General features: G+C 34.8%; 15 protein-coding genes. 9 read left to right on the plus strand and 6 right to left on the minus strand.

Annotated features, from left to right (window positions below; all coding sequences use genetic code 11):
- Positions 1 to 101: 101 nt before the first annotated feature.
- A complete protein-coding gene (gene clcA / locus ABN099_RS07980; RefSeq protein ID WP_349463105.1) occupies positions 102 to 1,532 on the plus strand; it encodes a H(+)/Cl(-) exchange transporter ClcA in 1,431 nt (476 codons plus the stop codon).
- Positions 1,533 to 1,646: 114 nt separating this feature from the next.
- On the opposite strand, the gene tehB is transcribed toward clcA, so the two are convergent.
- From tehB to ABN099_RS08010, 6 genes are all read right to left on the minus strand, one after another.
- Positions 1,647 to 2,501, minus strand: a complete 855-nt coding sequence (tehB, locus tag ABN099_RS07985) for an SAM-dependent methyltransferase TehB (protein WP_349463106.1) — start codon at positions 2,499 to 2,501, stop codon at positions 1,647 to 1,649.
- A gap of 78 nt (positions 2,502 to 2,579) precedes the next feature.
- Positions 2,580 to 3,752 carry an NAD-binding protein gene (locus ABN099_RS07990; RefSeq protein ID WP_349463107.1) on the minus strand — a complete coding sequence of 391 codons (1,173 nt, stop codon included), beginning with the start codon at positions 3,750 to 3,752 and terminating at the stop codon, positions 2,580 to 2,582.
- Between the two features lie 23 nt (positions 3,753 to 3,775).
- Entirely contained in the window at positions 3,776 to 4,861 is a 1,086-nt protein-coding gene (locus tag ABN099_RS07995; protein ID WP_349463108.1) for a linear amide C-N hydrolase, read from the minus strand.
- A gap of 240 nt (positions 4,862 to 5,101) precedes the next feature.
- Positions 5,102 to 5,680 carry a YceI family protein gene (locus ABN099_RS08000; RefSeq protein ID WP_349463109.1) on the minus strand — a complete coding sequence of 193 codons (579 nt, stop codon included), beginning with the start codon at positions 5,678 to 5,680 and terminating at the stop codon, positions 5,102 to 5,104.
- 34 nt (positions 5,681 to 5,714) lie between these two features.
- Positions 5,715 to 6,269 (minus strand): cytochrome b, encoded by a 555-nt coding sequence (locus ABN099_RS08005; protein WP_349463110.1) that lies wholly within the window; start codon positions 6,267 to 6,269, stop codon positions 5,715 to 5,717.
- A 444-nt stretch (positions 6,270 to 6,713) separates the two neighbouring features.
- Complete coding sequence (locus tag ABN099_RS08010) at positions 6,714 to 6,908, minus strand: hypothetical protein (protein ID WP_349463111.1); 195 nt, start codon at positions 6,906 to 6,908, stop codon at positions 6,714 to 6,716.
- Positions 6,909 to 7,400: 492 nt separating this feature from the next.
- Between ABN099_RS08010 and ABN099_RS08015 the strand changes: the two genes are divergently transcribed.
- The 8 genes from ABN099_RS08015 to ABN099_RS08050 all read left to right on the plus strand — a co-directional run bounded on the left by ABN099_RS08015 (position 7,401) and on the right by ABN099_RS08050 (position 21,159).
- The gene (locus tag ABN099_RS08015; protein WP_349463112.1) at positions 7,401 to 8,228 is read left to right on the plus strand and encodes a MurR/RpiR family transcriptional regulator; all 828 of its coding nucleotides are present in this window, start codon (positions 7,401 to 7,403) and stop codon (positions 8,226 to 8,228) included.
- A 255-nt stretch (positions 8,229 to 8,483) separates the two neighbouring features.
- Positions 8,484 to 9,209, plus strand: a complete 726-nt coding sequence (locus ABN099_RS08020) for a YadA-like family protein (RefSeq protein WP_349463113.1) — start codon at positions 8,484 to 8,486, stop codon at positions 9,207 to 9,209.
- A gap of 164 nt (positions 9,210 to 9,373) precedes the next feature.
- Entirely contained in the window at positions 9,374 to 9,865 is a 492-nt protein-coding gene (locus ABN099_RS08025) for an N-acetyltransferase (protein ID WP_349463114.1), read from the plus strand.
- 325 nt (positions 9,866 to 10,190) lie between these two features.
- Positions 10,191 to 11,750, plus strand: coding sequence for a sulfatase-like hydrolase/transferase (locus ABN099_RS08030; RefSeq protein WP_349463115.1), 1,560 nt, complete (start codon positions 10,191 to 10,193; stop codon positions 11,748 to 11,750).
- 142 nt (positions 11,751 to 11,892) lie between these two features.
- The gene (locus tag ABN099_RS08035; protein ID WP_349463116.1) at positions 11,893 to 12,777 is read left to right on the plus strand and encodes an OmpG porin family protein; all 885 of its coding nucleotides are present in this window, start codon (positions 11,893 to 11,895) and stop codon (positions 12,775 to 12,777) included.
- Between the two features lie 36 nt (positions 12,778 to 12,813).
- Complete coding sequence (locus tag ABN099_RS08040; protein WP_349463117.1) at positions 12,814 to 14,979, plus strand: autotransporter outer membrane beta-barrel domain-containing protein; 2,166 nt, start codon at positions 12,814 to 12,816, stop codon at positions 14,977 to 14,979.
- A gap of 12 nt (positions 14,980 to 14,991) precedes the next feature.
- The gene (locus tag ABN099_RS08045) at positions 14,992 to 18,060 is read left to right on the plus strand and encodes a chondroitinase family polysaccharide lyase (RefSeq protein WP_349463118.1); all 3,069 of its coding nucleotides are present in this window, start codon (positions 14,992 to 14,994) and stop codon (positions 18,058 to 18,060) included.
- Positions 18,061 to 18,117: 57 nt separating this feature from the next.
- On the plus strand, positions 18,118 to 21,159 hold the full coding sequence (locus ABN099_RS08050) for a chondroitinase family polysaccharide lyase (RefSeq protein WP_349463119.1): 3,042 nt from the start codon (positions 18,118 to 18,120) through the stop codon (positions 21,157 to 21,159).
- Positions 21,160 to 22,941: the final 1,782 nt, after the last annotated feature.

Raw genomic sequence — 22,941 nt, forward strand, 5'->3', positions numbered from 1 at the left:
TGCCGACTTAATCTAAGAATGATTACGTTATGTGAGTAATATCACTTCATTATTAAATTGCGCTATCATTACATTCATCATCAACCCCATAAAATTAAATTATGTATAAGCGAAATTTTTTAAAACAATCTATAAATGTTCAGCGCTTTAATGTGTTTAAAAAAGCCAAAGAAACTAACCTTGCACCCGTTAAAGTACTTATTCTTTCGGCAATAGTTGGCTCTCTTGCTGGTTTAGTGGGTGTGTTATTTGAAAAAAGTGTGAATTGGATTATTCATTTAAGACAAGAAGAATTAAAAACAGCGCTAACTAATCCTTATTTATTAGGAATAGTTACTTTGCTGTTTTCCACAGCATTAGCAATGCTCGGTTACTATTTAGTAAAGAAATTCTCACCGGAATCAGGAGGCTCTGGAATTCCTGAAATTGAGGGTGCAATGATAGATGTACGCCCTGTTCGTTGGTGGCGGGTATTACCTGTAAAATTTTTTGCGAGTATCGGTACACTAGGCTCTGGCATGGTATTAGGGCGAGAGGGTCCTACTGTGCAATTAGGGGCAAATATTGGTCAATTAATTAACGATATATCACGAATAAAAGATACAGAATCTCGCCATACATTACTGGCAACAGGAGCTGCTGCTGGGTTAACAGCAGCATTTAATGCCCCTCTTGCAGGTATCTTATTTATTATTGAAGAGATGCGTCCTCAATTTAAATACAGTCTTATTTCAATCAAAGCGGTATTTATTGGTGTTATTATGTCTTGTATTGTTTTTCGTCTTTTCAATGGTGAAGGCGGTGTAATACATATAGGACAATTTTCCTCCGCTCCTTTAAATACCCTGTGGCTTTATCTTGTATTAGGCATGTTATTTGGTTTTATTGGTGTTATTTTCAGCCGATTACTATTTTATGCTCAAGCCCAATTTCAACGTTTTTACCAAGATAAAACATCACGATTTGTATTAACAGGAGGGATAATTGGGGGACTTTGTGGCGTATTAACACTTGTTATTCCAGAGATAACAGGGGGCGGTTTTAGTCTTATTCCTGCACTAAGCACTGGGCAATATTCTCTTCTCGCATTATTAATTTTCTTTATATTACGTACTATCACATCCATTATTAGCTTTGCTTCAGGAGCACCTGGGGGGATTTTTGCTCCCACATTAGCATTAGGAACACTCTTTGGCAGCGCATTCGGATTAACTGCAACATTACTCTTTCCTGATTATCAAATAGAAATTGGTACATTTGCAATTGCAGGTATGGGGGCTTTATTTGCTGCAACAGTACGAGCACCATTAACCGGTATCGTGCTAGTGCTAGAGATGACAGATAATTATCAACTTATATTACCGATGATTATTACCTGCCTAGGTGCAACTATGTTGGCTCAATTATTAGGTGGTCGCCCTATTTATACGGTGTTGTTAGAAAAAATATTACAAAAAAATAAAGAACAAAACACAACAACAACTCAAGGCGATGAGACTAATGAAATAAAGCCAACACCGACACAAAATTAAGCTGTTCTAAACCATTTATGCCACTCAATAAAAATGCACCCAATGTCTATTATTGGGTGCATTAATTTTATAAACATAACATTAAAGTAATGGCGTAATAACTTAATAACGCTATTACTTTTTGCGTGCAATTAACGTCGCAAAATTAAGTTCGATTCGATTGCCATTAGCATCTGTTTTATGAAGATGACCAGGATTTTCATTATATTTAATAATCTCCCAATCCTTATAACAATCCGCCAACTCACCTTGATGTAAAAAGGTTTTAAATGGAATTTCAGCAGGATCACACCCTTGCGTTTCAACAGGGCAAACAATAACGTTAATACCATTAACGTTTGTACAATTTTGCATATTTTTGATAATAGCTTCAATACGCTCACGTTGGCAAAACATCAATACAACCGTAGATAAAATAATGTCATATTTTTCTGTTAATGACGCTTCATTAATATCATATAAACCACTTTTTACTGCCAACCCCGTTTTAGCTTTAACCGCTTCAATCGCATCAATATGAGAAGCATTAATATCTAATGCGGTTACATCATACCCTTGAGAAGCTAAATAGAAGCTATTACGACCACGACCAGCCCCTAAATCTAATACCTTACAAGGTTGCGTAAAGGTTGACATATAACGCACCTCAGAATGAGGCAATGAAAGGTCATTTTCTTTAAAAAGTTTATCTTCTGGTGCACATAAAAAAGAGAGCTGGCAACGTACATCATCACTTGCCTTATCAATTTTATGCCACTGTTGAGGTTGAATTAAAGGAGGTTGATGTTCGCTATCACAGTCAACCGATACTTGTGAACCATCATCATTAAACACGACAAATGTCATGCTGCCTTGTAATACCTTCATTTGGGCATAAGTACCTTCCTTAGTATTATGGCGCTCTAACAACATTAAAGGTATTGATGTACGACTCCACTCAGGCATCGCTTTATAACTAACAAGTTCCATGATCCAACCTCACTTAAGATGTATTTTACATGCATCTTATGATAATCATTATCTTTCGTAAAGACGGTTTGATTAAAATTACGATTTTAAATATTTATTTAGTAATAATTCCGTCACATCTGTAGATGATATTGTTTCACCACATAAGACTTTCATCATAATTTCTTTTCCTAATGACGCCAAAGAAAATAGCATATCAGGTCGTAACCGACTGATTTTCTCTCTATTTTCATCCTGATTAATTATTGTTATTAGTTTTGCTTGAACATTAGGGCACTCTTGGATCGTTAATAATATAAATGTATTTTCTGCATCGCTTTCTGATAATGTAGCAACCCAACTCGCTTTAGCGATATTGGCAGCAAGCAACGTTTTGGTATTTGTAGGATCACCTTCAATAACACTGGCATGCTCATCATAAGAGGATGAATCTTTATCACAACAAATAGCAATGACTGCTTTGCCCTGCTCTCTTAATCCTTTTTCCAATTGTGAAGCTAATACTGATGAGCCAATAATAATAAAATGATTGTGCATCTTTGCGATCCTTTTCTTAACTATATCGCGCGTTCCACGAGCAAGAAATCCCATTACATAGACTATAGAAGTAGTAAAAACCGTAATTCCTAAAATAACAACGGTGAGTGTAAATACTCTTGCATTAGTGCTAAGTGGAACAATATCGCCAAATCCTAGCGTTGTCATACAAACAACAGAAAAATAAAATGCATCCATCAATGTTGTGATATGGGGTCTAAATTCATCACCAATATAAAGGCTACCTAGCATTGAGAATAACAGTAAAGAAATAATACAAATAAATGCAACAAATCCTGCGCTCGTTAAACTATGGTGAGGAAATGCTCGCCAGCTAATTAGCAACCCTATCGCCAATGCTAAAGAAAAATAGACCTGTAAATCAATTTGCTGATAAACCGCAATATCTAAGAATATAATGGTAATTAACAAAATAAGAGAAACACACCACGCTATTCTTGCACCAAGATACATAAATATTGAAAGTAATATCAAAGCACAAGCAAGCATTACTTTAGGGATATCGAGTAACTTCAATACCCCTAAAGATTTTAACCATTGAGAAAAACCATGTAATTCCCAATCGAGATAAATACCCCGCGCTAACAATATGGAGTAGATAATAAATATGCCATTAAAAATAAGTAATAGAGACATCACTTTTCGGGTTAATTTTGATGTCTCTATAAAATTTAATATCTCAGATAATTTCATATTTTAGCTATCGTTATGATTCATTAATTATTTAACGGAATATTATCTAAACCTTGAAATTTGAAGGGTTCTGCTGGCTGGAATTTGCTCGTAGCATCGGCAGAGTAAATCACTGATTGTTCTTCGCCCAGTGATAACATCATGACTTTCCCACTCTGTTTTGAAAAATCAATTTTCTTTAAATCCACCCAAAAAGTATTTGGCGATAATGCAGATTCAAAAAAATAAAGTTGATTTTTATGATCAGCAACTGTTCGCCAACGGGTTGATGATATTTCAGGTGATTCTACCGTACTTAACCCATAAGGAACGGAAACATTTCTTATTACGCCAAAAACACTGGCAAGCGATTTTTTACTCGATTGTGCTTTAGGAATTGCATTAACATAAAATGATGCTCTAGCAAAACGATCTGAGGCACGATTCGTTCCTGGTAACATCACTGTACCACCAATTTGTTTCCAGTAACTATTTAACGCCAACTGCTCTGAGAAAATAGGGGAATTAGTCATCACTTGATACTCTCTGCTATGATGAATAACTTGCTTGCCCTCAATATATTCAATAATTGCACTATCACCTGTCGAATCTGAAAGTGATAAATGCAATGTTGCCATTCTATCTTGCCCTGGTACTTTATCTGTTAATACAATAAATGGCTCATCTTTTAACGCATTAACGGCTTCTTCAACCGTTGCAAAATTATCTAATACATATTGCGCCCAAGCAGAAATAGACATAGCTGGTTTTTCTTTGGTATACACTGGGTAATCAGATTCCGCTAGCCACAATAAATTGGCAACTAATCCTTTTTCATTTAAACCATCGGTGGTTGAAATATCATAACCCGATGCAATTACACTTCCGTATTTAGATATCCACTTAACTGAATTATCACCAGCTTCACCTGAGCGAGCCATTCCTTGCGGAAATATCCATAAATTAGTGCCAATATCATATTTCCAATCCATTGAGCGAGCGGTGATAATTTGATTATCATCACCAAGATAAACTAATCGAGTACAGGCATCTGCCTTTGTTGTACCACCAAGAAAAAAGCTAGAGATAAGCAGCGTACTTAAAAAAGCATGTCGTAATTTTTTCATCATGGACTCTTTCTTCATTAAATAAATGGATTGAATTGTTGCCTATTCTCTTCTTTTTTATCCCTTCTAGCTCAACTTAAAAAAGATGAAAATACTAATAAAGACATATTTTTCTATTCTCACTAGAGAAGAAATATTACCTAAGTATAAGACAATTAGTCTATTTTGCGCATAAAAAAACCGACGCTAATCTGCATCGGTTTATAAATCATATAGAAAATCTTTATATCGATAAAAAACTAATTAGCCTTTTTTCACGCCTTCAACAGAAATAATTAATTCTGCTTCTTGAGATTTAGGTCCTAAATCTGATTTAAAATTAAACTCTTTCAGATTTACTTTACCCGTTGCTTCGAAACCCGCGCGATAACCTTTCCAAGGATCCGTTCCTTCACCGATTAATTTTGCATCTAATGAAATCGGTTTAGTCACACCATTTAAGGTTAAATCCCCAGTGACAACATAATTCTCACCATTACGAGCGACATTTGTTGAAACGAATTTTGCTTCAGGATATTTACTAGCATTAAAGAAATCTGCGCTGCGTAAATGTTTATCACGCTCTGCATGATTGGTGTCTAAGCTGCCTGTTTTAATAACAACATCAACTTTGTCTTTAGACGGATCCTCTTTGTCATAGCTAAATGTACCGCTAAAATCTTTAAATGTGCCATATAGCCAACTATAACCTAAATGCTGAATACGAAACTGAACAAAAGCATGCTGACCTTGTTTATCAATTTCATAATCTGCGGCTAATGCTGAACTTGCATTAAATAACAGTGCACCCGCAGTTAAACTTAATAGTGCTTTCTTAAACATTGTTCTCTCCATAATTATATCGTTATAAATTTAATTATCTATTTCGTATTCCTAACATACGTTTTAATGTCACATCTTTATCTACAAAATGATGTTTCAATGCACCAGCGGCATGTAATAGCGATAACAAAACAACCGCCCATGCTAAATAAAGATGAACATCCCCCGCTAAATCAGCTTGTTCTGCTTGACCAGTAAAAATGGCAGGAATAGAAAACCAGTCAAATACTGATATAGCTTGACCATCAGCGGTTGAGATTAAATAACCGCTTATAACAATTGAAAATAAAATTAAATATAGAAGCATATGAGCAATATGCGCACTTATCCGTGTCAATTTGCTATAACTAGACAACGCTTTAGGCGGTGGAGAAACCCAACGCCATACCGCTCGGATAATTAGGATAATAAATAAAATGATACCAATACTTTTATGTATTTCCGGTGCTGAATGATACCAACTATCGTAATAACCCAGTGTCACCATCCATAAACCTAGAGCAAACATGCTATAGACCGTTAGCGCTGTGCCCCAGTGTAAAAGAAGCGACAAGTGCCCATAGCGATTAGTCGTATTTCGCCATTGCATAATAATTTCCAATTTAATTTATTCATTAACAATATGTTATCTATATTAGTCGATTAAACATAAAATGTTAGTCTATTTTTCAACAAATTATTTGTATATCTTTATCAATAATAATCAATAAGTAACCACATCTTATTAGTCACCATGTTTATTATTCAATATCGCTTTTGATTATAAGGTATAACAAAAAATAAAATTTTTAACTCATTTTATTAATTCAACTGTCATAATTTTGTTATTACTAATTTAATCAACTGTTTTTTCTTCAAATAAAATTGGGGGAAATAAAAAATAAGAAATAAGAAATAAGAAATAAGAAATGAGAAATGAGAAATGAGAAATGAGAAATGAGAAATGAGAAATGAGAAATAATTAAAAATATCTTAAAGAAAAATATTCACCCTCTAATTTATTATACAAATAGTGAATTTTGCTACCCCTAACCTAAATAGAGGCAATTAAGCAAAATATAAATATCAACAAAGGAAAAGTAAAAAACACTGATAACCAACGCATCTCACGAACAACACCAAAAATAATACCTATACAACAAACAATAAAAATAATCGGGATCACTTCTGAGTAGTGATCATGAAAATAGTGCATTAAAAAACCAATCCATGATTCGTCGTTATACATACTCTGTGTATTAACCCAATAATATTAAATTTAAATTAAGATAGTGATAAATTACTATTATTAGATAATAAGGCAAGCGCCATATCACAAATATTAGCCATTGCGCACAAAGATGGTAAAATCCCTTATAATTAAACTAATCATTTCATTGTTAATGAAAAATAAAACCCTAAGTTAAATTTTAAACAAATATTATCGCTTTAGATAAAATACGAAAAATGAGGAGTAATAGAAATAAAATAATTAAGTTAAAACCAAAAATATGAAATAATAATTTCATTTAAATTAAAATAGAAAAAATAATTTCACTAAGTGATAATAATTTCATAAATAAAAAAATAAAATAGAGTTTTAAACATCAAATAATTACCTTTAGTATATCCATTTATTTAAATTCAACCATTTATTTCATTTTAATTACTATTAGCTAAAAACATTCAACTCACCTTAAAAAAACATTACAATTAGAGTAGTATTTTTATTGAGGGCACTATGTCTACTGCAACAAATCTGAATGAACTACAGGAACAAGTTCGCTCCCGCTATAATGGATTAAGTAAAAGGCTACAGCAGGTTGCACATTATCTACTTGATAATAAAAACAGTGTGGCATTTGATACAATTGCAACGCTTGCAGATAAAGCAAATGTTCCTCCATCGACATTAATTCGTTTTGCTAACGCATTTCATTTCAATGGATTCAATGAAATGAAACAATTATTTCAACATCACTTGATGAATGAAATGGTTAACGAAAATGAAAATTTAACTTATAAACACCAATATAAAGAGGATCCACCTAACCTGAATGAGCCTGCATCTATTTTGCAAGAGTTTGCACAAGCAAATAGCCACTCATTGCAACAATTGGCAAATCAGACCAATAGGGAAATGCTGAGTAAAACATTACAACTACTTGAATACGCAGAGACTATCTATATTTGTGGTTTTCACCACTCATTTAGTGCGGCTAGCTATTTCTTTCATGCACTTTCCCACATCCCTTGCGAGACTGTTTTCGTTAACAGCCTTGGTGGAATGTATCGAGAGCAAATCAGAAATATTACTCACCGAGATGTACTTTTTGGTATTCACTTTCATCCTTACTCAGATGAAATGCAGAAAATGTGTGAAATTGCAGCATACAAAGAAGCGAAACAAATTATTATTACTGATAGTCCAATAAGCCCATTAGCCAGCTTAAGTGATGTCTGCTTAACGGTAAAAGAGGCTCAAATAAAAACCTTTCGCTCACAAACGTCTACAATGTGTTTATTACAAGCTATTTCTGTTGCTTTTGCATTTAGAAAAAAATATTAACCTTTCTCAATATAACGCTGCGTCTTTTAAAGATGCAGCATTTATAACTTCACTTTCTATTTTAATTTCAACATTACCATTACAATTAAAACATAACATTAAAAAAGACAAAAACACTTTAAATATAAATTAAATTGCAAATGGTTTTATTGATAACTATTTTTAAGACTATTTTTGATTGGTTTTATTTGTGATAAAAAAAGAATCATTTAATATTAACCGACCTTTCCTTTATTATTTACAGGATTAAATTAAATGATATTTAAAAAGTTAGTTTTATTACCACTCTTATTTTCATCCATCGCTTATTCAAATACTACTCCAATAGAAAATACACCATTAATAGAAGGGGTTAATTTAGGCAATAATAGCCAAGCATCCGGCAATCAATCTATCGCGATAGGTCCAAACAGCAAAGCTCAGAATAATCGTTCTGTTGCGATAGGCTACAATGCATTAGCAACTGAAGAAAACACGGTTTCATTTGGTAATAAAGAAGAAAAAAAAACATCGCGATTAGTTAATGTTAGCGAAGGTAAAGCAAACACAGATGCCGTGAACTTCGCTCAAACCAAAGCATGGATAGATAAAAATAAAAGAATAACAGATCACAGTATTAGTCAGTTAAAAAGAGATTTTGCTCATGAATTAAAGAACGCAAATATTGCCGATTTAAATGATTACGTTAAAAAACGTCAAGATATACTTTCAAACTCAATTGCAACGCTAGATAAAAAATTCATTGATTTAGAAAAAAAAGTACTTGCTGCAATAGCCTCTTCTGTTGCAATGTCGAGTATTCCTTATATTTCTCATCAACAATTTAGTAGTGGTATTGGTATTAGTAATTACCGTACTGGTGCCGCTGTTGCGGGTGGCATTCAATATATACCAAATGATAATATTGCATTTAGATTAAACTCGTCACTCAATAGCGAAAAAGAGATAACTATCGGTGGTGGTATTGCTTTAGGTTGGTAATACATTAACAATTATATAAAAACAATAAGGCAGTAGTAATTAATTATTGCTGCCAAACATAGATCGACTAAAAATAAAAATCATAAATAAAAAAGAGAACTAGTTTAAACCACCAACAGCTATATAATATACATTAACAGATATAAATTATAGCAAGGTGTAAAATGGGTTATATCTTTAGAAAAATGACATATGACGATCTTTATGCTGTTACACAGTTATTGCAAGCCAACGCAGAATCTCAGCAAGGTGGTTTGTATGGGGAATACCCGTTAAATAAAGTCGAAGCAATGTATCAAAGCAGTACAAACACAGTTGTCGCACTATTTAAGCAACATATTGTTGCTGTTGTTTTTAGCTTTCCTGTTACCTCGTTTTCACTTCCTCCTATCGCACAAGAAATTCACCGCCGTTTTCCTGCTATTACACAAAATAATTGGTTTTATGGTCCTGTCTGCATAGAAAAAGCTCACAGAGGAAAAACATTACTGCACGATCTTTACCAGTTTATCTGCGCTTTACATGGTGGTCACCCTATTGCATTTATCAATGAAGGCAATATTCGTTCATTAGCAGCCCATAAAAAAATAGGTATGCATCAAGCAGCACAGTTTGAATTTGAAAATAAATCATGGTGGATAATGGTAGGACAGTGAAAGCAAACGAAAGAAAAACCTTTCCGTTTTATACCAATGTATCCAAATAAGAATAGATCTCAACAAACTCTATTTTTGCCCACTACATCACACTTTTATTATTTTCCAATAAAATCAATAGTATATGAAATTTAACAAAAATTTTATCTATTCTTAAGATAATTTTAATCTTATTTTTTCTGTCTAATTACCTACAAAACGACACCATTCTGTGATCTCCCTTTCAATTCTTGATCTTTCGTTAACTTACTTTTTGATCTTATACAAAAGTATAAATAAGATAAAAGACACCAAATCGAAAGTAAACGTAAAATAGGAGGAAGCAATGACTGTTTCCCGCAGAACTTTTATCAAAGGACTCGCAGCTAGCGGTGCAGCAATGTCAGTTTCTACACCTGTTCTTGCTAATTCAGGGGATATTGCGGCTAAAGCAAATTCACGACCAGCAGATGCACCGAACTTATTAATTATCTTTCCAGATGAAATGCGTGCACACGCCCTGCAGTTTATGGGAGAAGACCCATCAATCACACCTAATCTTAACAAATTTGCGAAACAGGCCAAAGTAATGACTCAAATGGCCTCTAACTACCCATTATGCTCGCCGTTTAGAGGCATGTTTATGACAGGGCAATATCCTGTTCGTAATGGAATTACAGGTAATGCACATGATTATGGTGGAAAGGTAGGAATTGATTTATCACCTTACGCTAAATGCTGGTCTGATGTTTTAAAATCATTAGATTACAGTACTGGTTATATCGGTAAATGGCATCTTGATGCACCTTACGAGCCATTTATTCAGAGCTACAACAATCCAATGGAAGGTCGTTATTGGAATGAATGGGCAGCACCAGATCGTCGTCATGGTTTTGATTTTTGGTACTCCTATGGCACTTATGACTTACATATGAAGCCGATGTATTGGGCAAACGATACACCTCGTGATAAGCCGATATATATTGATCAATGGGGACCAGAACATGAAGCCGATATGGCGGTTAAATTCCTCAAAAATGAAAATGGACAGTTTCGTGATGATTCAAAACCATTTGCATTAGTGGTTTCAATGAATCCACCTCACTCCCCTTATGACCAAGTTCCTAAAAAATATCTTGAAGCTTATCAAGGAAAAACTTCAAAAGAGCTCAATACTCGACCTAATGTGAAGTGGGATACTGAATACCAAGAAGGCTATGGTCCTCAGTACTTTAAAGAGTATATGGCGATGGTTAATGGGGTTGATGCGCAATTTGGTCGTATCGTAAATGAACTTGAACAACAAGGGTTGGCTGATAATACACTGGTTGTTTTCTTCTCTGATCATGGCAGTTGCTTAGGCGCTAATGGGCAAGCAACAAAAAATAATCCTTATGAAGAGTCGATGCGTGTACCGATGATGTTTCGTTTACCTAGTAAAATTAAACCTGGCACTGATGATGCACTAATGTCAGCACCTGATATTTATCCAACTATTCTTGGTTTATTAGGTTTATCGCCATGGATCCCTGATTCAGTAGAAGGCAGCAACTTAGCAGATAGAGTTATTACAGGTAAAGGCGACACAGCAAATTCTCAACTTTATCTATTTATTCCTTATGGTGAACCTTCTTTTGGTAAAAGAGGCGTAAGAACAAAAACTCACACTTTAGTTATTGATCGACAAGATGGACAATCACTGAAATATACTCTGTATGACAACGTTAACGATCCTTATCAAATGAAAAACGTTGCTGATAATAATAAGCCTCTTATTGAGAAACTTATTAAAGAAGAATTAATCCCTTGGCTAGAAAAAACAGGAGACTCTTGGCGTCCATCTGAATTTATTACAGCGACAACGAATAAATTAAATAAAACAATATCAACATGTGAAGAAAAATAATAAAAATATCTGCGCCATAGTTTTATGGCGCTATATATAAACCCGATTCGCTTATATAAACACTCCTTTTTATTATAAAAGGAGATAAATGTCTTATAACTAAAATTCGACAATACAGCGAATAAAGAATTGGATATACACCATGAACAAACTTCGTATTGCTCTTTTCTTACCTCTTCTTGGCTTAGGTTTAACTTCTTTTCATTCTTATGCAGCAAATGTTAATGCAATGTTTTCTTGGGAATCTGCCGATTACGATACACCAAATAACTATGCCGGTTACCGTGTAGATTTTAATATTAATCCAGATAAATCTAACTGGTATTTTGATGTTGGCTTTCGTCAACGTGAGCATGATAATAAAAACCGCTATCAACGTTATGACTTACAAGGTAGCTATCGTTTTAAACTTAATAATGGTTGGATCCAACCAGGTTTAAAAGTTCGTCAAGACATTACCAATTACGATAATGGTAGCCGTTTAACGATGGATTTTTATGAATCAAAAACAAACTATCAATTTCCTATTAATAAAGACTGGGTTTTAACGGGTAGTGTTTTATTTGGCTTACAAAAGAAAGAAGATAAACGCAGTAATGGCGTCACCAATACCGATTATTTAGGCTGGGAAATTGAACCTGGCATTCGTTATTTTATTACACCGAACATTAATACTACCGTTGCTTATTTTGATGGTGGAAAGCAAGCAATACGACATGATGAATATGACACTAAAGAAACAAATCATAACCAACAACTGCGTATGTATGTTAACTGGACAACGCCAATAGGGCTAATTGTTTCGCCTTCAATGCGTAAATCTATTTTTGGAAAAATAGAAGATAGAACCAGTAAAGGTGAATATCTCGATAAAGATATGACTCGTTATACATTACAAATGGCTTATCAAATTAGCCCTCAATGGCGACTGATGACTGAATATTATAATGAACGAGTTGAAAATCAAAATAATGGCAGTAAATCGACTCAGAATTATTACAAAATTTCATTCCGAGCGACGTTCTAATAATTGAAATCATAAAATTATTCATGGAGTTATATTGTGAAAAATAAAAAATTGTTATTGCTGAGCGCTGCTATTCTTTCAGCTATTTATGGATCCGCATGGGCAGCTGATTGTGATCCTACTTTAAACTTTTGTGAAACTGTTAATATTAATGATGGAAGCAATGCACAAATAAATAAAGATGTTACTGTTTCTCAAGGCGATGGTGTTGTATTTAATGCATCCCCGACAGAGTATAAAGCTCAGGCAATGACTAAAAATATTACCGTTACTGGTGATGGTGCCAATGCAATTAAAATTAATCAAGGTGCATCCTTTAGTAGTAATATTAACTTAAATGGTTCAAACGTTACCAGTGAAAATGGCACCGCTATTCTTGTTGAAGGTAATTTCCCAAAACGAGGTACAGGTATTTATATTCGAGATGGCGCCATTATTCGTGGTAAAACAGCCGCTATTGATTTTAGAACATTGAAAACAGGTTTTCGTAGTGACGTTAATGGTGAAATCTACGGAGATATATTAGGTAATAATCATGTAGATACTAAAATTAACTTTGCTTACCAAGGTGGTGGTCAAAGTGCTTTATTTGATGGCTACCAAATTACAGGTGTTCCATTAATTGAAAACCACGGTAATTTAACTATTCAAGGTAAAGATAAAACGATTCATTGGGAAGGTAATTTCATGAATAAGGAAAATAGTCAGCTTATTTTTCGCCTTGATGATAATACCAATACTGATGACGCTATTCTTCACGTAGACGGTGATGTTACTTTTAAAAAAGGAAGCCAAGCTAAACTTGATTTTAAAGGTAGTAGCGTTGAAAATATTATAAATAAAGATATTGTTTTAATTTCCTCAAACTCAGCTATTAAAGATGAAGCTGGTATTACCGTTACTGACGCTAATGCAGTTGCCCCTGATGTTTCACCTTTATTAGAAAAAACAGACTCATGGTTAGAAACAACACCACCAAATATTAGCGGTGGTGTAAGTGGTAATCAATTGGTTGCTCGTTACGGTATAAGTTACGAAGGTGGCGATAAATTTATTAGTGCCGCAGAACGTGGTGGCGCAGGTGAAAATGCATTGGCAGCAACAAACTTTATTATTCCTACCGTACTTAATGAGTTTAATAATACACGTAGCCAAGTCTCTGATGAAGCATTAAGTTTATTAGTGGCTGCTGGTAATGATGATAATAATATTGCAGCTTTATCTAATGATATAACACCTATTGCTGATGGTAGTGATATTCAATCTGGCTTAATAATGGTTGAAGATATGCGTAATAATATTAACCATCGTTATTTACGCTATGATAATCAATTGCCAATAGAAGAACGTGAAGCAGGTTGGAATAGCTGGGCTAATCTTTTATATGGTTATGGCACACAAAGCCAGCAAGGTGAAATAAATGGCTATAACACCTACCGTACTGGTATTCAAATTGGTGCAGATTATGAAATTGATCAAAGCGCACTGATTGGCGTCTCTTTAGCTTATAACTATGCCAAAGCGGATGCTAAACAGCGCAGTGCAAGTAAAGAAATTAGTCACTTTGAATTTATGCCTTATACCGGTTGGTATAGTGATACATTATTCTTAAATGGTAATTTAAATATTGGCTATTACACCGTTGATAGTGAACGTGATATTGGTGCAAATACTGGCTGGCAAGGAAATACAAAAGCTAAGGGAAGTTACTCTGGTGTTCAGTTAGGTTATCAAATTAACGCTGGTACTTATCTTGATTTCGAATTTATTCATATTAAGCCAATGCTTACCTATCAATATCAATGGTTAAATATTGACTCATGGGAAGAGACAGGCTCTGCATTATCAATGAGAACTTATGGTCAGCGCTATGCCGTTAATCAATTAGGTAGCTCTGTCTCTTTTTGGAATAGTTATAAAACTAGTTATGGAAAATTAACACCCACATTAAATATTGCCTATTACAAAGCATTAGGTGGCAAAAACAATATTAATCAGCGCCATAGTTTGACCTATTTTAATACTGCTGGAAGCACTTTTGACATTATCGGTAATAGCGTAGGTGGTGATGTTATTAATGCTGAATTAGGCGCAAATATTGATATTACAAACTCATTAAATTTGGGCACAACAATGGGATATCAGCGTTATGACAAATTCAATGAAGGACGTATTGGCTTTACTGTTAGCCAGCGTTTCTAAGGAGAGAAAATAATGCCAATATTTCGCTTTACTGCATTAGCAATCACACTGGGGCTTTTATCAGCCCCTTATCATAGTGCTATTGCAGCAACTAATAGCCCTGCATTTAATCCAGATAATCTGATGCAATCTGAAATTTATCACTTTGCACAAAATAATCCTTTAGCTGATTTTACTGCTGAAAAAGGCTCTGAGCTTTTATTATCAGATAAACGAAGCATTATGGGAGATAAGTCATTACTGTGGAAATGGCAAGGTGGCAGTAGTTTTATTTTGCATAAAAAAATGCTTGTTCCAACAGATAAAGAAGCTTCAAAGGCGTGGGGGCGAGCTTCTACACCCGTACTTTCATTTTGGATTTACAATGAAAAACCCGTAAAAGGCTATCTCACTATTGATTTAGGTGAAAAACTAAATGCAATTAATGATGCTCAAGGCGGTTTTAAAGTAAAACTCGATTTTACTGGTTGGCGCGCAATAGGTGTATCACTAAACAACGATCTGGAAAATCGAGAGATGTCGCTGAATGCAATACATACCTCAGCAGACAGCGGTCAAGATTCCATTGGTCGCTCTTTAGGGGCAAATGTGGATAGTATTCGTTTTAAAGCACCATCCAATATTAGCCAAGGCGAATTTTATATCGACCGCATTATGTTTTCTGTAGATGACGCTCGTTATCAATGGTCTGATAATCAAATTAAAACCCGTCTATCTGAGCCAGAAATCCAGTTTCATACCATACAACCCCAATTAGCAGTAACGCCTGAAAACTTAGCCGCAGTAGACCTTATTCGCCAACGGTTAATCAATGAATTTGTAGGTGGCGAAAAAGAGACAAATCTGGCATTAGAAGAGAACACCGCTAAATTAAAAAGTGACTTTGATGCACTTAAGATCCATCGTCTTGCTGATGGAACATTACAAGGTCGCCATTTAATTACCGATAAGCAGACCATTATTTATCAACCAGAACATCTAAATACCCAAGATAAACAACTCTTTGATAACTACGTTATTTTAGGTAATTACACGACCTTAATGTTTAATATTAGTCGTGCTTATGTGCTTGAAAAAAATCCGGCACAGAAAGCACAACTAAAACAGATGTATTTGCTAATGACTGAGCATTTACTTGATCAAGGTTTTGTTGATGGTAGTGCTTTGGTGACGACTCACCATTGGGGATATAGCTCACGTTGGTGGTATATCTCGACATTATTAATGTCTGATGCATTAAAAGAAGCCAACTTACAGACTCAAGTCTATGATTCATTACTTTGGTATTCACGGGAGTTTAAAAGTAGTTTTGATATGAAAGTTGGCGCAGATAGCTCTGACTTAGATTACTTTAATACACTATCACGCCAACATCTTGCATTGCTATTATTAGAGCCAGATGATCAAAAACGCATCAACCTAGTTAATACATTTAGCCACTACATCACTGGTGCATTAACACAAACCCCTCCGGGCGGTAAAGATGGTTTACGCCCTGATGGCACGGCTTGGCGACACGAAGGTAACTATCCAGGTTACTCCTTTCCTGCTTTTAAAAATGCCTCTCAACTTATCTATTTATTACGCGCAACGCCTTTTTCTGTTGGACAAAGTGGCTGGGATAATTTGAAAAAAGCGATGGTTTCAGCTTGGATTTATAGCAACCCGGAAGTGGGATTACCGCTAGCAGGGAGGCATCCTTTTAATTCGCCATCATTAAAATCGATTGCTCAAGGTTATTATTGGCTTGCTATGTCAGCACCTTCATCACCTGATAAAACGCTTGCTTCTATTTATCTTGCTATCACAGATAAAACAGTGGGTGAATCTAACGCTATTTTTGGTGAAACTATTACACCGGCGCCATTACCACAAGGCTTTTATGCCTTTAATGGCGGTGCTTTTGGTATTCATCGCTGGCAAGATAAAATGGTGACATTAAAAGCCTATAACACCAATGTTTGGTCATCTGAAATTTACAATAAAGACAACCGTTATGGTCGTTATCAAAGTCATGGTGTGGCTCAAATAGTAAATCGGGGAGATCAAGGCGAACAAGGCTTTCAACAAGAGGGTTGGAACTGGAATAGAATACCAGGTGCAACCACAATTCATCTTTCGCTAAAAGAGCTAGATAGCCCAAAACCTCACACACTAATGCAGCGAGGAGAACGTGGGTTTAGTGGTACTTCAGCTCTTGAAAACAGATATGGCATGATGGCGTTTGATTTACTCTATCCGGCTAATCTTGAGCGTTTTGATCCCTATTTCACGGCTAAAAAAACCGTGCTTGCTGCTGATAATCACCTTATTTTTATCGGCAGTAATATTAATAGTGGTGATAATAATAAAAATGTAGAAACTACGCTTTTTCAACACGCCATAACACCAAGGCTCAATACCATTTGGGTTAATGGGCAAAAAGTAGAGAGTTTCCCCTATCAAACTACGCTAAAACAAGGCGATTGGTTAATTGATAGCAATGGAAATGGCTACTTAATTACCCAAGCGGAAAAAGTAAATGTAAGCCGCCAACACCAGACTTCGGCTGAAAATAAAAGTCGTCAACCAACACAGGGGAATTTCAGTTCAGCGTGGATTGATAACAGCACTCAACCAAAGAACGCTAGCTATGAATACATGGTCTTTTTAGATGCAACACCAGAAAAAATGGCTGAATTTGCTCAAAGATTCCATAATGGAAATGAGTTATATCAAGTGCTTCGTAAAGATAAAGATGTCCATATTATTTACGATAAACTTAGCAATATCACAGGCTATGCATTTTATCAGCCGACAACAATTGAAGATAAATGGGTTAAAAAAACCAATCAACCTTCAATTATTATGGCGCACCAAAAAGATAATATCTTGGTAATCAGCGCAGTTACACCAGATTTAAATATGACGCGTCAAAAAGCAGCAACACCTGTAGCTATCAATGTGACAATTAACGGAAAGTGGCAATCTATTGATAAAAACAGTGAAGTAACAAGTAAAGTTTCAGGTGATAACACTGAGCTAACTTTTACTAGCTATTTCGGTATTCCACAGGAAATTAATCTTTCACCTCTTCCTTAATTAAATGCAAAGGAACGCAACGGCGTTCCTTTTTTATTTATTGCAGGACATCTTATTATGCTAATAAAAAATACATTAGCGAGCGCTATTACAGTTAGCCTCTGCTTATCTTTACCTGCTTTCGCATTACCGTCTCTATCACATGAAACCTTTGGTGATGTTTATCTTTTTGAAGATGAGATGCCAAATACCATAACAACCTCACCAAACAATCAACTATCACTAAGTACGCAACATGCGAAAGATGGTATTCAATCATTAAAATGGCAATATCAACCAAATACAGCACTAACTCTTAATAATGTTGTGAATTATCAAGATAAGGAAAACACGGCGACACCACTTACTTTTATGATGTGGATTTATAATGAAACGCCACAATCATCCGCGTTAACGTTTCAATTTAAACAGGGGAATACCACAGCGCTTAGCTTTGATTCTCAATTGAATTTTACGGGATGGCGAGGTATTGCGGTTCCTTTTCGTGATATGAAAGGCAGTGCAGTAGGGACTTTTGATCAATTAGTCATCATGGCACCTAATCAATCTGGAACGCTGTTTTTTGATCAAATAATTCTTAGTGTGCCATTAGATAATCGTTGGCCAATTCCGGATTACAACATCCCCTATGTTAATAACGCTGTAAATTCCATGGTGAGTAAAAATTGGAGCGCGTTATTGATGTACGATCAAATGTTTAAAGCCCATTATCCTACGTTGAATTTTGATACTGAGTTTCGAGATGATCAAGCAGAAATAGCCTCTATTTATCAGCGATTTGAATATTATCAAGGTGTGAGCCGCGATAAAAAAATCACAGCTGAAATGATCAATAAAAACCTAGCGCTATGGGAAAACTTGGGATTAACCCGACACGCTGATGGCACAGTTACAGGGAAAGCGCTTGATCACCCTAATCGACAAAATTTTATGAAGGTCGATGGCGTTTTTAGCGAAGAGACTAAAAAAGCGTTACTTGATACTAATATGTTAAGAGACGTCGGTAAAACACTCCTTCAAACCGCCATTTATTTACGCAGTGATTCTTTATCAATACCAGACAGAGAAAAACTTAATGCCCTCTATTTATTAGGTACTCGCTATGTACTAGAACAAGGATTTACACGAGGAAGCGGCTATCAAATCATTACCCATGTCGGTTATCAAACAAGAGAACTTTTTGATGCTTGGTTTATTGGTCGCCATATTTTGGCTGAAAATAAGCTATTAGCACCAACACAACAGGCAATGATGTGGTACAACGCAACGGGACGAATATTTGAAAAAGATCATCAAATTGTTGATGCTAACGTTGATATTCTCAATACTCAATTACAATGGATGATCAAGAGTTTATTGATGCTACCTGATTATCAACAACGCCAACAAGCCTTAGCACAACTACAAAGTTGGCTAAACAAAACCATTCTTAGCTCAAAAGGTGTTGCCGGTGGTTTTAAATCTGATGGCTCTATTTTTCATCACTCGCAGCATTATCCCGCCTATGCAAAAGATGCGTTTGGCGGCTTAGCACCTAGTATTTACGCCCTTAGTGATTCCCCTTTTCGTCTTTCTACTTTTGCTCATGAACGCTTGAAAGATGTACTCTTAAAAATGCGTATCTACACTAAAGAGACTCAAATTCCGGTGGTATTAAGTGGTCGCCATCCTACAGGATTACATAAAATAAGCATTTCCCCTTTTAAATGGATGGCTTTAGCAGGTACACCTGATGGTAAACAAAAATTAGATATAACCCTTGCTGCGGCGTATGCAAAACTGGATAACAAAGAGAGTTTTGAAGGTATTAAAGCTGAAAATGAGCCTATTGGTGCGTGGGCAATGAATTATGCCTCAATGGTCATTCAGCGCCGAGCTTCGGTTAAATCACCACAACAGAGCTGGCTTGCTGTTGCTCGTGGTTTTAGCCGTTACCTTGTCGGCAATGAAAGTTATGAAAATAACAATCGTTATGGTCGCTATTTGCAATATGGTCAACTTGAACTTATACCCGCGGATTTAAATCAATCAGGATTTAGTCACGCCGGATGGGATTGGAATCGCTACCCAGGAACAACAACTATTCATCTTCCTTATGAGAAACTTGAAGCAAAATTAAATCAATTACCAAGTGCAGGTATTGAAGAGATGTTGATCTCTACAGAACGTTATTCTGGCGCTAATAGCTTAAATAATAACAGTATGTTTGCCATGAAATTACATGGTCATAGTAAATATCAGCAACAAAGTTTAAGAGCCAATAAATCATATTTTTTATTTGATAATAGAGTTATTGCTTTAGGATCTGGCATTGAAAATGATGACAAACAACATGACACTGAAACGACACTATTCCAATTTGCCGTTCCTAAGTTACAGTCAGTCATTATTAATGGTAAAGCAATTAATCAATTAGATACCCAACTTACCTTAAACAAAGCAGATACCTTAATTGATCCTGCGGGCAATTTATATAAAGTAGCCAAAGATCAAAGAGTAGAGTTTAGTTATCAAAAACAACAATCTGTTGATGATAGAAACGCCAAACCAACAGAGCAATTATTTGCGACAGCTGTTATTTCTCACGGTAAAGCGCCCACCAATGCAAGTTATGAATATGCGATAGCCATTGAAACACAAGATAATAAAGCTCCCGAATACACCATATTACAACATAGTAATCAACTTCATGCGGTAAAAGATAAATTAACCCAAGAAGAAGGCTATGCTTTTTTTGAAGCATCACATATAGATTCACCTCAAGCGACGTTATTATCTAGTGATTCTCCTACTATGGTAATGGCTAAAGTAGAAAAAAGTAAATTAACACTAAGTGTAGTTAATCCTGATTTAAATTTCTACCAAGGCGTTGAAGATGACCAAGTTGATAATAATGGTAATCAAATTGAGGTAAGTGTTTATTCTCGCAAATGGCTTACTGCCGATTCTCAACCAATAAGTAGTACGATTATCGTAAAAAATTTATGGAAATTATCGACGCCTCAATCAGGTATTATTATAAAACATCAGAATAACAATACTCTTATTACCACCACTACAACACAAGCAACACCCGTAGTTATTCATCTAATTAAATAGTTTTAATTAAGTAAAAATAAAAGTAAAAATCCTTGGTGTTAAAAAATGCCAAGGATTTTATTATTACGTAACTTACTTAATAATGAAAATAACAAAGAGAAGCAAAGATAACTTTCCATCACCAAATAAAAATAAGCTTAAATCACCATATAATTTATTTTAAAAACACTAAATCAATTACACATTTAAAATAATAAATACTAATAAACATATTCATTATTGATAATAAATGCGTTGCCTCAATATCTTATTTTGTTATTCTCTGCGCGGGTGCTTGGATCAATCTGGTTCAAGCATTTCGCAAACGCCAGAAAGAGAAAAGCCCCGGAAAATATATTTAATATTAACCGAGGCAGCCTCAAAACCAAACAATTTGATTCTGCCTCCATTTTAATCGGAGTGCAATAGGAAATGAAAAAATATTCTTTAATCGGGCTAATGATCGTTACTATGATAATACCCAGTAACCTATTATTAGATAATAAACCTATCGTTTATTTCTCCCTAATAATGAGTATTTAATCGTTCAGGTTAGTACGAAGTAAAAACGTATTAATCTTGTGGGGGAGTGATCCCCCACAATTTCCTTATTTAATTGCGGTGTTTGTATCTAAGCACCCTAACCTATAATAAGAGGTAACGGATTCATGTTACCTCTTATTTTATTCAACACACCACTTAACAAATCAATTATTTTATTCAAATAATAGAGAGTAATAGCTTTATTTATTATTAATAATAAATGTGTTGCCTCAATATCTTATTTTGTTATTCTCTGCGCGGGTGCTTGGATCAATCTGGTTCAAGCATTTCGCAAGTACCAGAAAGAGAAAAGCCCCGGAAAATATATTCATATTAACCGAGGCAGCTTCAAACCTGAGAACTTGATTCTGCCTCCTTATAGAGGAACTGTCAAGAAAATGAACAAATATTCTCTGACTAGTGTGATTATTATTAGTATAAACATCACCATATTACTGATTACTTTATTCTATAATAATCCAATTGAGAACTTCACTATTAATAGTGAATATATAAATGTTCAGGTTAAGTTTATCAATAATAGAAACTAACCTTGTGGGGGAGTTATCCCCCGCAATTTTCTAATCAAGTTATTACGTTTTAATCTAAGCACCCAATTTTATAATAAGAGGTAACGGATTCATGTTACCTCTTATTTTATTCAACACGCCACTTAACAAATCGATTATTTTATTGAAATAATAGAGAGTAATAGCTTTATTTATTATTGATAATAAATGTGTTGCCTCAATATCTTATTTTGTTATTCTCTGCGCGGGTGCTTGGATCAATCTGGTTCAAGCATTTCGCAAGCGCCAGAAAGAGAAAAGCCCCGATTATGTCATTAAACATTAACCGAGGCAATTTCCAACCTAACAATTTGATTTTGCCTCCATTTTAATCGGAGTGCAATAGGAAATGAAAAAATATTCTTTAATCGGGCTAATGATCGTTACTATGATAATACCCAGTAACCTATTATTAGATAATAAACCTGTCGTTTATTTCTCCCTAATAATGAGTATTTAATCGTTCAGGTTAATACGAAGTAAAAACGTATTAATCTTGTGGGGGAGTGATCCCCCACAACTTCCTTATTTAATTGCGGTGTTTGTATCTAAGCACCCTAACCTATAATAAGAGGTAACGGATTCATGTTACCTCTTATTTTATTCAATACTCCACTTAACAAATCAATTATTTTATTCAAATAATAGAGAGTAATAGCTTTATTTATTATTAATAATAAATGTGTTGTCT

It is taken from the genome of Proteus hauseri, assembly GCF_040139125.1.
In the GTDB taxonomy this organism is placed as follows: domain Bacteria; phylum Pseudomonadota; class Gammaproteobacteria; order Enterobacterales; family Enterobacteriaceae; genus Proteus; species Proteus hauseri_B.

Excerpts from the sequence above, each read along its gene's own strand:
- clcA (WP_349463105.1), top strand. The coding sequence starts at position 102 with ATGTATAAGCGAAATTTTTTAAAACAATCTATAAATGTTCAGCGCTTT.
- tehB (WP_349463106.1), bottom strand. The coding sequence starts at position 2,501 with ATGGAACTTGTTAGTTATAAAGCGATGCCTGAGTGGAGTCGTACATCA.
- ABN099_RS07990 (WP_349463107.1), bottom strand. The coding sequence starts at position 3,752 with ATGAAATTATCTGAGATATTAAATTTTATAGAGACATCAAAATTAACC.
- ABN099_RS07995 (WP_349463108.1), bottom strand. The coding sequence starts at position 4,861 with ATGATGAAAAAATTACGACATGCTTTTTTAAGTACGCTGCTTATCTCT.
- ABN099_RS08000 (WP_349463109.1), bottom strand. The coding sequence starts at position 5,680 with ATGTTTAAGAAAGCACTATTAAGTTTAACTGCGGGTGCACTGTTATTT.
- ABN099_RS08005 (WP_349463110.1), bottom strand. The coding sequence starts at position 6,269 with ATGCAATGGCGAAATACGACTAATCGCTATGGGCACTTGTCGCTTCTT.
- ABN099_RS08010 (WP_349463111.1), bottom strand. The coding sequence starts at position 6,908 with ATGTATAACGACGAATCATGGATTGGTTTTTTAATGCACTATTTTCAT.
- ABN099_RS08015 (WP_349463112.1), top strand. The coding sequence starts at position 7,401 with ATGTCTACTGCAACAAATCTGAATGAACTACAGGAACAAGTTCGCTCC.
- ABN099_RS08020 (WP_349463113.1), top strand. The coding sequence starts at position 8,484 with ATGATATTTAAAAAGTTAGTTTTATTACCACTCTTATTTTCATCCATC.
- ABN099_RS08025 (WP_349463114.1), top strand. The coding sequence starts at position 9,374 with ATGGGTTATATCTTTAGAAAAATGACATATGACGATCTTTATGCTGTT.
- ABN099_RS08030 (WP_349463115.1), top strand. The coding sequence starts at position 10,191 with ATGACTGTTTCCCGCAGAACTTTTATCAAAGGACTCGCAGCTAGCGGT.
- ABN099_RS08035 (WP_349463116.1), top strand. The coding sequence starts at position 11,893 with ATGAACAAACTTCGTATTGCTCTTTTCTTACCTCTTCTTGGCTTAGGT.
- ABN099_RS08045 (WP_349463118.1), top strand. The coding sequence starts at position 14,992 with ATGCCAATATTTCGCTTTACTGCATTAGCAATCACACTGGGGCTTTTA.
- ABN099_RS08050 (WP_349463119.1), top strand. The coding sequence starts at position 18,118 with ATGCTAATAAAAAATACATTAGCGAGCGCTATTACAGTTAGCCTCTGC.